The sequence below is a fragment of the Paenibacillus sp. YYML68 genome (assembly GCF_027923405.1).
Lineage (GTDB): Bacteria > Bacillota > Bacilli > Paenibacillales > NBRC-103111 > Paenibacillus_G.
In genome coordinates this window covers 4,463,908-4,478,962 of the sequence record NZ_BQYI01000001.1, presented here as the reverse complement: position 1 = coordinate 4,478,962, position 15,055 = coordinate 4,463,908, and the positions used below count along the sequence as shown (strand labels likewise).

General features: G+C 51.1%; 10 protein-coding genes and 1 other annotated feature. All 10 genes read left to right on the top strand.

Features of this window, described 5'->3' with window-relative positions; translation table 11 throughout:
* Positions 1 to 488 precede the first annotated feature (488 nt).
* On the top strand, positions 489 to 2,231 hold the full coding sequence (ilvB, locus tag PAE68_RS20020; protein ID WP_281889913.1) for a biosynthetic-type acetolactate synthase large subunit: 1,743 nt from the start codon (positions 489 to 491) through the stop codon (positions 2,229 to 2,231).
* Entirely contained in the window at positions 2,228 to 2,716 is a 489-nt protein-coding gene (ilvN, locus tag PAE68_RS20015; protein WP_281889910.1) for an acetolactate synthase small subunit, read from the top strand. The genes ilvB and ilvN overlap by 4 nt, the downstream gene beginning before the upstream one ends.
* 212 nt (positions 2,717 to 2,928) lie before the next feature.
* Positions 2,929 to 3,921, top strand: a complete 993-nt coding sequence (ilvC, locus tag PAE68_RS20010) for a ketol-acid reductoisomerase (protein WP_281889908.1) — start codon at positions 2,929 to 2,931, stop codon at positions 3,919 to 3,921.
* 135 nt (positions 3,922 to 4,056) lie between these two features.
* Positions 4,057 to 4,320: a binding site (T-box leader), on the top strand.
* A 68-nt stretch (positions 4,321 to 4,388) separates the two neighbouring features.
* The gene (locus PAE68_RS20005; protein ID WP_281889906.1) at positions 4,389 to 6,056 is read left to right on the top strand and encodes a 2-isopropylmalate synthase; all 1,668 of its coding nucleotides are present in this window, start codon (positions 4,389 to 4,391) and stop codon (positions 6,054 to 6,056) included.
* A gap of 241 nt (positions 6,057 to 6,297) precedes the next feature.
* Positions 6,298 to 7,377, top strand: a complete 1,080-nt coding sequence (gene leuB, locus PAE68_RS20000; protein WP_281889904.1) for a 3-isopropylmalate dehydrogenase — start codon at positions 6,298 to 6,300, stop codon at positions 7,375 to 7,377.
* Positions 7,378 to 7,466: 89 nt separating this feature from the next.
* On the top strand, positions 7,467 to 7,850 hold the full coding sequence (gcvH, locus tag PAE68_RS19995; protein WP_281889902.1) for a glycine cleavage system protein GcvH: 384 nt from the start codon (positions 7,467 to 7,469) through the stop codon (positions 7,848 to 7,850).
* A 461-nt stretch (positions 7,851 to 8,311) separates the two neighbouring features.
* On the top strand, positions 8,312 to 10,699 hold the full coding sequence (locus tag PAE68_RS19990) for a helix-turn-helix domain-containing protein (RefSeq protein WP_281889900.1): 2,388 nt from the start codon (positions 8,312 to 8,314) through the stop codon (positions 10,697 to 10,699).
* 193 nt (positions 10,700 to 10,892) lie between these two features.
* The gene (locus tag PAE68_RS19985) at positions 10,893 to 12,008 is read left to right on the top strand and encodes a glycoside hydrolase family 88 protein (protein WP_281889898.1); all 1,116 of its coding nucleotides are present in this window, start codon (positions 10,893 to 10,895) and stop codon (positions 12,006 to 12,008) included.
* A gap of 13 nt (positions 12,009 to 12,021) precedes the next feature.
* Positions 12,022 to 13,290 (top strand): sulfatase family protein, encoded by a 1,269-nt coding sequence (locus tag PAE68_RS19980; RefSeq protein WP_281889897.1) that lies wholly within the window; start codon positions 12,022 to 12,024, stop codon positions 13,288 to 13,290.
* A 124-nt stretch (positions 13,291 to 13,414) separates the two neighbouring features.
* Positions 13,415 to 15,037, top strand: a complete 1,623-nt coding sequence (locus tag PAE68_RS19975) for an extracellular solute-binding protein (protein WP_281889894.1) — start codon at positions 13,415 to 13,417, stop codon at positions 15,035 to 15,037.
* Positions 15,038 to 15,055: the final 18 nt, after the last annotated feature.

Genomic DNA, 15,055 nt, shown 5'->3' with positions numbered 1-15,055 from the left:
AGGGCCCTTATGATCAGAGAGCATTTGGAGCTGCTGAAACCAATGCCATAATCCCTTATGTACGAGCTCACCTCGGAGCTGTTTTCCTGAAAGACGCACGGTCAAGCAAGACTTGCGGTTATTAGGGAAAATCGGGTAGCACACGTTACGGTGCTGAAGGTAGAACTCGCGTTTACTAGTGACGCGTTTTACCTGCTAAGGTTATTTGTCGCGAGGCATTTAACAAATTCTGGGTGGTACCACGGAAGCTCAACCCCTTTCGTCCCGTCAGACGCTTTACTGCGTTTGGGATGAAAGGGGTTTTCTTGTTGCTGACACGCACAACGTAAACGTCGTTAATGTCGCTTATGCTGCTTATAAGACAACCACGCCGCTATCGCGGCACCTTCAGGTGACGAAATATCGAGAATGACTTCGATATGTAAGGAACCTGTTACTTCAGGATAGATATTGCTTCATTGCTTCAATATTAGAGAGGAGGCCCCAATATGGTCGTTCAAGCTACACAAAAATCGAGAGAGCAGCTCCATGAAGAGCTGCTGAGGCCGGACATCATTACCGGCTCGGAGATGCTGCTGCGCAGCCTGCTGCTCGAGGACGTTGATTGCGTCTTCGGTTATCCGGGCGGTGCGGTGCTGTACATCTACGACGCGATGCACGGCAATCCCGACTTCAACCACCTGCTGACGCGCCACGAGCAGGGAGCGATTCACGCGGCGGACGGCTACGCCCGCTCGACAGGCAAGGTAGGCGTCTGTATCGCGACTAGCGGACCGGGCGCAACGAACCTGGTGACCGGCATTGCGACAGCGTACATGGACTCGGTGCCGCTCGTTGTCATTACTGGTAACGTTGCGACGACTGTCATCGGAACCGATGCGTTCCAAGAAGCTGACATTACGGGCATCACGATGCCGATCACGAAGCACAGCTACCTGGTACGCGACGTGAAGGATCTGCCGCGAATTATTAAGGAGGCGTTCCATATCGCTTCCACGGGCCGTAAAGGTCCGGTGCTGATCGACATTCCGAAGGACGTATCGAATGCGGCAGCAGAGTTCTACTATCCGGATAAGGTCGATATTCGCGGCTACGAGGCGGCTACGCCACTGGATGAGCAGCAGATCGAGCTCATGCTGGAGGCAATTGCCGAGAGCGAGCGTCCGATGATCATCGCCGGAGGCGGTGTCGTGTATGCAGGCGCGGCTGAAGAGCTGATCCAGTTCGTCGAGAAGACGCGCATACCGGTAACGACAACGTTACTTGGTCTTGGCGGCTTCCCAAGTGCTAACGACCTATGGCTCGGCATGCCGGGCATGCACGGTACGTATGCGGCGAACATCGCGCTGCAGAACTGCGATCTGCTGATCGGTATCGGCGCACGCTTCGACGACCGCGTGACGATGAAGGTGAACGGCTTCGCCCCGAAGGCGAAGAAGATTGTGCACATCGACGTTGATCCTGCGGAAATTGGTAAAATCGTCGAGACGGCTATCCCGGTCATCGGCGATATTAAGACTGTGCTGCAGGCGGCGAACGAGAAGGCGAAGGCTGCGAAGTCTGCGAGCTGGATCGCCGAGGTGCAGGAGCTGAAGAAGAACAACCCGCTGACGTACAAGGACTCGGACACCGAGCTGAAGCCGCAATACGTCATCGAGATGATTCACGAAACAACGAACGGCGACGCAATCGTTACAACAGACGTCGGTCAGCATCAGATGTGGGCCGCGCAATATTATAAATTCAACAAGCCGCGCTCCTGGATCACCTCCGGCGGTCTGGGTACGATGGGCTTCGGCTTCCCGTCCGCGATCGGTGCGCAGGTAGCGAATCCGGATCGGACCGTCGTCTCCATCAACGGCGATGGCGGCATGCAGATGTGCTCGCAGGAGCTGGCGATCTGCGCGATCAACAACATTCCGGTGAAGATCGTCGTCATCAACAATCAGGTGCTCGGCATGGTGCGTCAGTGGCAGGAGATCATTTATGACAACCGCTATAGCCATATCGATCTTGCTGGCAGTCCGGACTTCGTCAAGCTGGCGGAGGCGTACGGCGTGAAGGGTCTGCGCGCGACGAATAAGCAGGAGGCGCAGTCGGTCTGGAAGGAAGCGATGGATACGCCGGGTCCGGTGCTCGTGGAGTTCGTCGTTCGCAAGAACGAGAACGTGTTCCCGATGGTAACGCAGGGCTCGACGATAGACCAAATGATACTGGGGGATTCGGAATGATTCGCAAACACACCATTTCCGTATTAGTCAATAATCAGCCCGGTGTGCTGCAGCGCGTATCCGGCCTGTTCGGCCGCCGCGGCTTCAATATCGAGAGTATCACAGTGGGAGAGTCCGAGGAGAGCGGACTGTCTCGCATGGTTATCGTCACGACAGGGGACGATAAGACGCTGGAGCAGGTTTCCAAGCAGCTGTATAAGCTGATCGACGTCATCAAGGTCGTGGACCTGAGCTCGAACCCGATGGTGGCGCGCGAGCTGGCGCTGATCAAGGTGCAGGCCGAGCCGAGCATGCGTCCGGAAATTCTCGGCGTCGTCGAGACGTTCCGCGCTGCTGTAGTCGACATCGGACCGAGCTCGCTGATCGTGCAGGTCGTTGGCGACTCCACGAAGATCGACGCGATGACCGAACTGCTGAAGCCGTACGGCATCAAGGAGCTTACTCGCACAGGTGTAACCGCGATGACACGCGGTATTGTTCAATAAACGTCCATGAAGCGGCCACTAAGCGGCCAGTCTATGTAAAAAACGTTTCAAGTTACCGTCAAACGTAGTACAATATTCCTGTGAGCGGGCTCTCAAGCGGATGACCTGCTCCACAGGGCGTCAAGGTACGTCTCTACGCTATTGCGGCGTTGCGGTGGTGCGCTTGAGCACCCGCTCACAGGGTTTTAAATTAAAGGAGGAACTATTATACCATGGCAGTTACAACGTATTATGAAAAAGATGCAGATCTTAACGTACTAAGCGGCAAAACAATTGCTATTATCGGTTATGGCAGCCAAGGCCATGCACAAGCGCAAAACCTGCGTGACAGCGGTCTGAAGGTCATCATCGGTCTTCGCCAAGGTCGTTCCTTCGAGCAAGCGAAAAACGACGGCTTCGACGTGTACTCCGTTGCGGAAGCGACGAAGCTCGCTGACATCGTACAAATTTTGATGCCGGACGAGACGCAAGCACGCGTCTACAAGAGCGAGATCGAGCCGAACCTGAAGCACGGCGCTGCGATCATGTTCTCCCACGGCTTTAACGTTCACTTTGGTCAAATCGCTCCATCCGCTGACAAGGACGTATTCCTCGTTGCTCCGAAGTCCCCAGGTCACATGGTTCGCCGTGTATACGTAGAAGGCTTCGGCGTGCCTGGTCTGATCGCAATTCACCAGGATGCTACAGGCAAGGCGAAGGACATCGGTCTTGCTTACGCAAAAGGTATCGGCTGCACGCGTGCAGGCGTAATTGAGACTTCGTTCCGTGAAGAGACAGAAACGGATCTGTTCGGTGAGCAGGCTGTTCTGTGCGGCGGCGCTTCCGCGCTCGTTAAAGCAGGCTTCGAGACGTTGGTAGAAGCAGGCTACGCGCCAGAGATGGCCTACTTCGAGTGCTTGCACGAGCTGAAGCTGATCGTTGACCTCATGTACGAGGGCGGTCTTGCAACAATGAGACATTCGATCTCGAACACAGCTGAGTACGGCGACTACGTAACGGGTCCTCGTGTCATCACTGAAGAGACGAAGAAGGAAATGAAGCGCGTTCTGGAAGATATCCAGCAGGGCAAGTTCGCTCGCGACTTCATCCTCGAGAACCAGTCCGGCTTCGCGTTCATGACTGCGACTCGTCGTCTGGAGTCCGAGCATCCGATCGAGCAGACAGGCAAGCAGCTGCGTGAAATGATGCACTGGATCAAGAAGTAATTGGATGGTACATAGGCATAGCTTCGATGCGAGCTGAGCAGTGGCCTTGCTGCTGCCGCTCCTTCGGGCTTTGCCTTTTTTCGTCTCGCCCTACTTGATATTTCGGCCCGTGTAGTATACAATACGAAGTAATATCAGAATACGGTGAAGAGGAATAGTAGGATCTTCCGATCGTCAAGAGAGCTGTTGGGTGGTGCGAAACAGTCGGGAAGAGGGTCTGAACTCACCTTAGAGTTGCTCGCTGAACGTATGCAGTAGGTGGAGCCGGAGCCTGACCGTTATCATCAGGGAGGTTAGGGTATGCCCGATCGGGGGCTGCCTGTATCTGCTAAGGGCATGCTCTCTGCAGCATGAATAAGAGTGGTACCGCGTAAGATGACAACGTCTTTCGTCTCTGTTTAAGGAGATGAAGGGCTTTTTTGCGTTCCATCGGTTCGTTAATACGATATGGAGAGGGAGGAACAAGTATGAAGAATGCAGGGAAATATAGTAGAGGCTATTTTATGCCGCCGCAGCAAAGCTTGAAATGGACCCAGAAGGAATACATCATAGAGGCGCCGAGCTGGTGCAGCGTGGATCTTCGTGACGGGAATCAGGCACTGATCGTTCCGATGAACCTAGAGGAGAAGCTGGAATATTTCCAATTGCTCGTGGATGTTGGGTTCAAGGAGATTGAGGTTGGCTTCCCCGCAGCCTCGGAGACAGAATTCACCTTCCTGCGCACGCTGATCGAGCAGAACCTGATCCCGGATGATGTCACCATCCAGGTGCTGACCCAGTCGAGAGAGCATATTATTCGTAGAACCTTCGAGTCGCTGAGGGGAGCGAAAAAGGCGGTCGTACATCTGTACAATTCGACCTCCCTGGCCCAGCGGGAGCAAGTGTTCCGCAAGTCCAAGGAGGAAATTATTGATATCGCCGTCACCGGCGCGAAGCTGCTGAAGGTATGTGCTGAGGAGACGGAGGGCAACTTCCAGTTCCAATACTCGCCGGAGAGCTTTACAGGGACAGAGATCGAATTCGCATTAGATATCTGCAATCGGGTGCTGGATGTGTGGCAGCCTACAGCCGATAACAAGGTCATCATTAATTTACCTGCAACGGTATCGATGTCCATGCCGCATGTCTACGCAAGCCAGATTGAGTACATGAGTGAGAACTTAAGCTATCGGGACAACGTCATCGTATCCCTTCACCCCCATAACGACAGAGGAACGGGAGTAGCGGATGCTGAGCTGGGCATGCTGGCTGGGGGGCAGCGGGTTGAGGGAACGTTGTTCGGGAACGGGGAGAGAACGGGGAATGTGGATATCATTACGCTGGCACTGAACCTGTACTCTCATGGTGTAGACCCGAAGCTGAACTTCCATAACCTTCCTGAGATTCTGTCCGTCTATGAGCGTCTGACCAAGATGAGAGTGGGCGAAAGACATCCATACGGCGGGGAGCTGGTGTTCACAGCATTCTCGGGCTCCCATCAGGATGCGATTGCGAAGGGTATGAAGTGGCGCGAGGAGCAGGAACGCGGACATTGGTCTGTTCCGTATTTGCCGATCGATCCCAAGGATATCGGCAGGGAGTATGAAGGGGATATTATCCGGATCAACAGCCAGTCGGGCAAGGGGGGAATCGGGTACGTGCTTCAGCTGAAGTACGGCCTGGACCTGCCAGCCAAGATGCGTGAGCACTTCGGCTACTGCGTGAAGAACGTATCGGATCAGGAGCAGAAGGAGCTACTGCCAAACGAGATCTATGATATTTTCGTTAAGCAATATGTGAATATCAAAACTCCGGTGGAGCTCGTCAAATTCCGCTTCACGGAGGAGGAGTCCTTCCAAGCGGTGGTGACGATCCGGACGAGCGAAGGAACGAAGGAAATTACCGGAGCAGGCGACGGAGGCCTGGATGCGATCAGCAATGCACTGCATACGCACCTCGGAGTGGACTACTCCGACCTGACGTACCAGGAGCACGCACTCGAGACGGGCTCCAAGTCGCAGGCGGTCTCGTACATCGGGGTCAAGGGCTCGAACGGCAACGTATATTGGGGCTGCGGCATCGATGTCGACATCATGACCTCGTCGGTTAAGGCTCTGTTCAGTGCCGTGAATAACATGGGCGCCGACGGGAAGTAAGGGGTTAGAGAACGGCTCCGGGGTGTGAATTAAAAAAGGCATTGCTGGGAGCAGCAGCTTGAATACGAAAAGACTCGGCATAGACCGAGTCTTTTCGGTAGTTTTAGAATATGTAATCTGGCAGTGTATGAGCATCGTTATAGATGAAACCTATGGAGATCATAGTTTTTATAAATTTGTCAAGCTTGGGCCAAGTATGGTACAACAGAGGTAATGATTCTTAGAGGAGTGAACGCAAACCATGGCAGATGTAAAGAAAATTGCTGTAATTGCCGGAGACGGTATCGGTCCAGAGGTAGTAGCAGAAGCGATTAAGGTCATGAGGAAGACTGAGGAAGTATTCGGCCTCTCCTTCGAGTTCGAGCATGGCTTGTTCGGCGGCATCGCCATCGATGAGAAGGGAACTCCGCTGCCGCAGGAGACGCTCGACATGTGTAAGGCGTCTGACGCGGTGCTGCTCGGCGCTGTAGGCGGTCCGAAGTGGGATGACAACCCGAAGGAGCTTCGCCCGGAGACAGGTCTCCTGGGCATCCGTAAGGCGCTCGGCTTGTTCTCTAACATTCGCCCAGCGAACGTGTTCGATTGCTTGAAGGACGCATCCACGCTGAAGCCAGAGGTGCTTGAAGGCACAGACCTGATCGTCGTGCGCGAGCTGACAGGCGGCATCTACTTCGGCGAGAAGTTCCGCCGCGATGGCCAGCACGGTCAAGAAGCGGTTGATACGTGCGTATACAACGTGACTGAAGTGGAGCGCATCGTTCGCCAGGCGTTCGAGATTGCGCAGACACGCCGTAAGAAGCTCGCTTCCGTCGACAAGGCGAACGTACTTGAGACGTCCCGCCTGTGGCGCGAGGTCGTGAACCGGATCGCTCCGGAGTATCCGGATGTGGAGCTGGAGCACGTGCTCGTTGATAACTGCGCGATGCAGCTGCTGCGCCGTCCGGCAAGCTTCGACGTTATCGTGACAGAGAACATGTTCGGCGATATTCTGAGCGACGAGGCAGCAATGCTGACTGGCTCGATCGGCATGCTGTCGTCCGCATCGCTCGGCGAGGGCGCGTTCGGCTTGTACGAGCCGGTACACGGCTCGGCGCCTGACATTGCCGGTCAAGGCATCTCGAACCCGATCGCGACGATCTTGTCCGTTGCTCTCATGTACCGCCTGACGTTCGGCTACCACGAGGCAGCTGATGCGATCGAGCGTGCGGTGAAGGAAGTGCTTGATGCGGGTCACCGTACAGGCGACATCGCGACTGACCGCAGCACTGCGATCGGCACAACGGCGATGGGCGACCTGATCGTGAACGCGGTGCGTAAGTAATTTCTATAAGCTGAATACTGCTGAGTCGGGGAGCTCTTGGGATATAATGTCCTAAGGGCTTTCCGTTCCATTGAAGGGGGTGTAAGTACATGGAAATCGTACAAGGACTGAAGTACAGCGAGAACCATCACTGGGTGAAGGTGGAGGGCAAGCAGGCGATCATCGGACTGACGGACTTCGCGCAGGAGGAGTTCGGCATGATCGTCTTCATCGAGCTGCCGGAGTCGGGGGAGACCATTACAGCGGGTGAGCCGTTCGGCAGCATGGAGTCGGTGAAGACGGTGACGGAGCTGTATGCGCCGGTGTCCGGCAGGATCGTCAGCACCAATACGAAGCTGGGTGAAAATCCGGGTGTCATCAACATGTCACCGTACGGTCACGGCTGGCTGATGACGATCGAGCTGAGCGAACCGAGCGAGCTGGATAAGCTGTGGGATGCCGAGAAGTATGAAGAGACGTACGGGCACGAGTAGTCGTCTGCTAGACAGATTATGGACTAGCTCCCAGCGTTATCATCTGCACGATGCCTATAGGTAGGATGAGAGTACGTCCAAGGCTCCTTCGCGCGAGGCTGGGATACCTTGGACGTATTCGGGAGCGCAAGAATCGATTGATCCCATATTTGCTCTTGGGCTCAGCAAGCCGGGAGTATTTTTATTAGAACGGAAAAAGGAGCTGGACAGTGAAAAGCTCTCATTAATAAGTTATTTTACGGAAAAATATTCCATTCAAGTGAAGCTGTAATATTTTTCGGGGTGTAACCCAGATTGAGAATTTTTCACTGTCCAGTAATAGCAAAACTTGATAATCATACTGAGGAGACGGACCACAGGGCGAAGTCCTTCTTAATAGAAATTTACACCACTGTGAGTTAAACTTTTTTTTGTGGTAAGATGTATAAATGTAACCGCTTTAATGGCCGGGGGGATGCTTTTTGCTAAAACGAATCGTTGATCGTCGCCGCAGTGTCATCTTAACGTGGTTGTTTTCATATTTGGCAGTTATGCTGTTGCCCATGATTATTAGCATTTTTATTTATAATATTTCAAACAATACGCTCAAAAATGAAATCCACCAAGCCAATAACGCCTTGCTCAGTCAAGTCCGCGAAACGATGGATAATTACTTTGATTCGATGAAACGGCTGACCTATGAGCTTATTTGGAACGTCAAAGTGGGGGAGTTGCTTTTTTCCAACAAATACACCGCTTCCATACCCGAAGAATATTACTACGATTCTTATCAAATCACAAAAGATTTGAAGCAATATCAAAGTGCCTACTCGGTCGTGGACATGTCATACATTTATTTGCAAAAAGACAATACCGTCCTGTATCCGGAAACGATCCGTTACGGACTAGACGGGTTCCAGCTGATTCATGGAACCAGCAACGCCTATACTTATCAACAGTGGATCGAACTTATGAGTCAACCCCAATTCAAAGGCTTCGTGCCAATGGTGCGTATAGACCGGAACAACAAGCTCCAGAAAACGGTTGCCTACATCAACTCGTATAATTCCATACTTAACGATAACGGTCCGCCTCCGGCTACCAGTGTAACCATGATCGATCAGTCGCGCATACTAGGCGTCATTGAGAATGTCGAGCTATTTAATAATGGTCACGTCATTATTTTGAACGATCAAAATCATGTGCTTGTATCGAATGCCGAGGACTCGTTGATGGATCAGTTGCCTAAGGATTTTATCCAAGGAACATCCGGTATGTCTTACTATACGATTGGTCAGGAGAGCTATGAAATTCTGTATCAAAAGTCGGCTAAATCCGGACTTACCTATGTTTCCTTCATTCCTACAAGCTTATATTGGCAAAAAGCAGAGCTTATTCGAACGCTCACGATTACAAGTACCATCATCAGCTTGCTGGCAGGTCTCCTGCTCGCCGTCTTCTTCCTGCGTCGAAATTACACCCCGGTTCGTCGGCTCGTACAAGCTTTTTCGGTCACAGGAGAGCATGGCATTGGAAAAGACAGCAACGAATTTCAATTCATACAACAGGCCGTGGACGATACGTTGCACAAAATGGATAGTATTGTCATCCAAATGGAGCAGCAGCGCCATATTCTCCGTTCGAACTTCATCGGGCGGTTATTGAAAGGGCGGATTGATAGTCAAATTCCGATAGACGAATCGCTTGCAACGTTTCATATGAATTTTCATTCTGACGATTTTGCAGTCATCCTCGTCTATTTGGAGTCTACTGAACCATTCTATGAGGCGATCAGCGGAACAGATGATTCGTACAAACGCAAATTACTGCAGTTTATTATAACGAATGTGATCGAGGAGCTTGCTAACCAGCAACATGTTGGTTACGTTGCCGAAATCGATGAAGCGCTTGCCTGTCTAATCAATTTCAGGGCATTCAATAAGGAGTCGCGCTTGGGAGAGCTGCGCCGTATAGCCGAGGAAGCGCAACGATTCTTGACGTCGCACTATCGCGTCCGGCTGACGGTTTCCATCAGTGGTCTTCATCGAACCACCGCCGGAATCTCGCAAGCGTATCAGCAGGCGCTTGATGCGATGGAGTATAAGCTAGTGATGGGCAGTAAAGATGTTTTGAGCTATGACGAAATTGCCGAGTTGACTAGCGAAAAGAATGAAGTCAGTTATTCATACCCTCTCCAAGTAGAGCAACAGTTAATCAATAGCTTAAAAATTGGCGACTACGAAAAATCGAAAAATTTGCTGGACAGCATTATTGCGGATAACTTCAACGGTGCATCCGTTTCCGTCGCGTATGCAAGATGTCTCATGCTGAATTTGGTCAGTACGATCATCAAGGCGGTTAGTGAAATTGGCAGTGTGCAGGACAGCTTTCTTGTCCAGAATCCCAAGCGGATCGAGCAGCTTACCGCATGCCGAACGATTGAAGACATGCAGGAAAAGATGACGGAATTCGTCAAGACGGTGTGCGAGTATACATCTTTGCGGCGGCAGCAAAACCTTCAAGCGTCGAGGGATCAAGAGGTTAATCATTTGGTCGCCCAAGTCATAGATTTCATCCATGACAATTATACGGATTCAAACTTGAATATCTCCATGCTAGGTCAGCATTTTGGAATGAAGCCGACATACTTGTCCAAAATGTTCAAGGATCAAACCGGTGAAGGCTTGTTGGATTACATCAATAAACGTCGTGTGGAGAAAGCGAAGCAGCTGATCGGGGAACGTAGCTTGCAAGTAAGCGAAGTAACCGGATGTGTCGGATTCAATGATGTAAACGTGTTTATCCGAACGTTTAAGAAATATGAAGGGATTACGCCAGGGAAATTCAAGGACCTTCAAGAGGAGAAATAAATGCAGCCGTTTCGTATTTCAAGCATGATAATACGAAACGGTTTTTTATTTTGGACAAATTGTTGATCGATATAAATTTTGTTGATAGCACTAAACATTATAGTCGATACGAGTGGATGTTTTATCGATTGCTGGAAGTCAAGCCGCTGCGTTAGGATACAGACGTGAGACGATGGTTAAGGAGACGATGATAATGTCTAATGCAGCTGGATGGACAGACGAAGTATGGACTAAAATTATCAACAAGGTTGAAGTAATGTGTAAGTCGATCGGGTCGGAGTTCCCCTACATCTCTTGTGAGGGCAAATACAACCGCGAGGAAGCGGACTGGTGGACGAATGGGTTCTGGCCTGGCTTATTGTGGCTCGTTTATCGCGAGACTAATGAGGAGGGGCTGAAAGAAGCTGCCGCTCAAGCGGAAGCCGGAATGGACTGCGTTCTGTCCGACTATTACCCGTTGCATCATGACGTAGGGTTTATGTGGAGCTTGTCTTCTGTAGCGCAGTACAAGCTGCTGGGGAGCGAGCTTTCTAAGCGGAGAGCTATGACAGCGGCCAGCCATCTGGTAGGGCGGTATAACGCTATGGGCCAATTCATTCGAGCTTGGAACCATCCGGAACGGGTGGGCTGGGCGATTATCGATTGCATGATGAATTTGCCGTTATTATATTGGGCTAGCCAAGAATCGGGCGATCCACGCTTCCGCCATGTTGCCGCTATGCACGCGAATACAACACTACGTGAATTTCTGCGTCCGGATGGGTCTTCGCATCATATTGTGTGCTTCGATCCCGAAACGGGTGAGAGACGAGAGGCGCTTGGCGGGCAAGGCTATTCGCCGGATTCCGCATGGTCTCGCGGTACGGCTTGGACGATATACGGCATGGCGCTCAGCGCTCGCTACACGGGGGATGTTCGATACGTAGACGCTGCCAAGCGTGCGGCGCACTTCTTTCTTGCGAATGTACCCGAGGATGGTCTGCCTCCATATGATTTCCGGGCTCCTTGGCAAGAAGGGATGGGCATGGATTCCAGCGCAACGGCTTGTGCGGCTAGCGGAATGCTGGAGCTGAGTCTACTCGTATCGGAGTGCGAGGCTGCTCTATATCGGAGCGCAGCAGAGAAGCTGCTTCACAGGCTGAATGAACGGTACACGGCTTTGGATGATCCGAACGAGGAAGCGATTCTTAGAATGGGAACGGCCAATTATCCTAGAAATATTCATATCAATGTTCCGATGATTTACGGAGATTTCTTCTTCGTTGAGGCGATTTGTAAACTTCGCGGCGTACGAGATACTTTCTGGTAAGGAGAAGATGTAGATGACGACTCAAGGCAAGCGTATTGGGAGCAAGCCGAATATTGTACTTGTTTATATGGATGATATGGGATATGGCGATATAGGCTGCTATGGTAATACTATCATACGTACGCCAGTCATGGATGGGATTGCTTCGAGCGGTGTCAGGTTCACCCAGATGTATGCTGCTGCTCCAACGTGTAGTCCCTCTAGATGCGGGCTTCTTACTGGTCGGTATCCGCAAAAAGCTGGCATTCCAAGAGTATTGTGGCCGGAGGATACATGTGGAATTTCCAGCGAGGATAAGACGATCGCCGGTTATTTAAAGGATTCGGGGTATGTCAGCAAATGTATCGGTAAATGGCATTTAGGCAGTCAGCCGGAGCATTATCCAACTCGACACGGCTTTGATGAATTTTACGGACTTTTATATAGCAATGATATGTTGCCTTTGTACATGTATCGGAATGAAGAAGTGGAAGAGGAAGAGGTCGATCAATCGACTGTGACTGAAAAATATACGAGGGAAGCGATTCAGTTTATTGAGGCGAACAAGGATCAGCCGTTCTTCTGCTATTTGGCTCATACGATGCCGCATATTCCGTTACACGTACCTGAGGCGTTTCGCGGGAAATCAGCGGGGGGGACATATGGAGATACGCTCGAATGTATCGATTTCTACCTGGGCGAGATCCTCAATGCGCTGCGTGCGAATGGTCTTGAGGAAAATACAATTTTCATCGTATCCAGTGATAACGGACCTTGGTATGAAGGTAGCTGTGCCGGCTTACGCGGCCGTAAATTTGAAGTTTATGAAGGCGGGGTCCGGATGCCTTTTGTCGCTCAATGGAAATCCGTAATTCCAGAAGGCACGGTATGTGAGGAAGTGGCGAGCTTGATGGATCTTTTGCCTACGTTTGTCGAATTAGCCGGCGGTACAGTTGATGAGGAAAGAGTTGACGGGAAGCCGATACTTCCTTTGTTGCTTGGTGAAGGAACATCTCCGCATGAAGCGCTATATTTTTATGTGAATGATAGCTTGAATGCGGTTCGGTCTGGTAAGTGGAAGCTGCACGTAGCCAGTGGCATTGGGAAAGACCGTAGTATCAAGGAAATGCCTCAATTGTTCGATATGGATATCGATCCAGGTGAATGCTACAATCTCGCCGATCGCAATCCGGAAGTCGTTCAAAGTCTTATCGCAATGATGAAAGCCTTCGACCAATGTGTGCAGCCAGTAGCCAACACCACGCGGATAAATCGGAATGCGGATGGTAGGTTTGAAGTATAGTCGATGCGAATGGACATTTAATCGATTGCTGTAATCAAAGCCGTTGCGTTAGGATACAGACATGAGTTCGGAAGCGATCTCGCTAACTACCGGACAAAACCGATACATCAAGGAGGTCTCGAAGATGAGAAGAAGAAAAATAGTTAGTTCAAGTGTTGTTGCCCTTATGATAAGCAGCAGTATGCTGGCAGCGTGTTCATCGAACCAAGTGACACCCATAGCTTCGCCAGTGGAGGATTCGGGCAGCGGGCCTGCTCAGTACCCAATAAAGACAGATAAAAAGCTCACGTATTGGTCCGAACTTACCCGCAACCTTGTCGGACAAAAAGCGGATCTACAAGATGTTCCATTCTATCAAGAATGGCAGAAGAAAACTGGGGTTCCGCTCGATTTCATCACGGTGCCGAATGGCCAGACCAAGGAGCAGCTCAACGTTCTGATTGCCTCCGGGGATCTGCCGGATATGATAGAAACAGATTGGTCAAAGTTCCCTGGCGGTCCGGAGAAGGCGATCAAGGACGGATACATCTTGAAGCTCAACGACATGATCGATAAGCTCGCGCCGAACTTGAAAAAGTACTTGGAGGATCACCCAGATGTAGACAAAATGCTCAAGACCGACAGCGGTAGCTACTATGCATTCCCGTTCATCCGGGGTGATGACTCTTTGAGCGTGTATCACGGACCGATCATCCGTAAAGACTGGCTCGATGATTTGAACTTACCAGTTCCGGAGACGATCGATGATTGGTATATCACGCTTAAGGCGTTCAAGGATAAAAAAGGCGCAGCAGCTCCGATCACCTTTGTCAGCAAACCGCGTCCGCTATTCGATATGGTGAACGGCGACTTCGTCGGTGCTTGGGGCGTTACCAAAGACTTCTATATGGATAACGGTCAAGTGAAGTACGGTCCGATGGAACCAGGCTTTAAAGACTTCCTCGCGACGATGCGCAAATGGTATTCGGAAGGTCTAATCGATCGAAACGTGGCTACGGCGGATACGAAAGCGCTGGATACAAGCTTTGCCAATGGCGCTACCGGCGCTACCGTGGGTAACGCAGGCGGAGGTATCGGTCGCTGGCAGCCAATCATAGAAGCGAAAGATCCGAAAGCCGTTCTTATTGGGACTCCTTATCCGGTACTGAAGAAAGGAGACATGCCGCAATTCGGGCAAAAAGACTTTGCATACTCGCCGATCGGTGCCGTTGCGATATCGGCAACTTCGAAAAACGCCGAACTCGCCGTGAAAATGCTTGATTACGGATATAGCGAAGAGGGAAGGATGTTCTTCAACTTTGGCACGGAAGGCGTCAGCTACAAGATGGAAAACGGTAGTCCTCGCTACACCGATTTGTTGATGAAAAATCCTGATAAATTGTCTCCTTCTCAAGCGATGTCCTTGTATATCCGCGGCAATACTCAAGGTCCGTTCGTACAGGATAAGCGCTATGTCGAACAATATTATGCACTGCAAACTCAGCGTGATGCCATTAAGGCTTGGCAGAAGACGGACGTTGCAAAGCATAAGCTGCTGCCGATCACACCGACTCCTGAAGAAAGCAGCGAATATGCCAAAATCATGGCTGATGTAGATACGCTGGTTGATGAAATGATTCTTAAATTCATTCTCGGCACCGATTCAGTGGACAGTTTCGATCAGTACGTGTCCAAAATGAAATCGCTCAAAATTGACCGAGCCATTGAAATTCAGAAGGCTGCGCTTGAACGCTATAACAAACGATAAAAGTTACTGACATAAAAG

Excerpts from the sequence above, each read along its gene's own strand:
- PAE68_RS20005 (WP_281889906.1), top strand. The coding sequence starts at position 4,389 with ATGAAGAATGCAGGGAAATATAGTAGAGGCTATTTTATGCCGCCGCAG.
- ilvB (WP_281889913.1), top strand. The coding sequence starts at position 489 with ATGGTCGTTCAAGCTACACAAAAATCGAGAGAGCAGCTCCATGAAGAG.
- PAE68_RS19975 (WP_281889894.1), top strand. The coding sequence starts at position 13,415 with ATGAGAAGAAGAAAAATAGTTAGTTCAAGTGTTGTTGCCCTTATGATA.
- PAE68_RS19985 (WP_281889898.1), top strand. The coding sequence starts at position 10,893 with ATGTCTAATGCAGCTGGATGGACAGACGAAGTATGGACTAAAATTATC.
- ilvN (WP_281889910.1), top strand. The coding sequence starts at position 2,228 with ATGATTCGCAAACACACCATTTCCGTATTAGTCAATAATCAGCCCGGT.
- ilvC (WP_281889908.1), top strand. The coding sequence starts at position 2,929 with ATGGCAGTTACAACGTATTATGAAAAAGATGCAGATCTTAACGTACTA.
- PAE68_RS19980 (WP_281889897.1), top strand. The coding sequence starts at position 12,022 with ATGACGACTCAAGGCAAGCGTATTGGGAGCAAGCCGAATATTGTACTT.
- leuB (WP_281889904.1), top strand. The coding sequence starts at position 6,298 with ATGGCAGATGTAAAGAAAATTGCTGTAATTGCCGGAGACGGTATCGGT.
- gcvH (WP_281889902.1), top strand. The coding sequence starts at position 7,467 with ATGGAAATCGTACAAGGACTGAAGTACAGCGAGAACCATCACTGGGTG.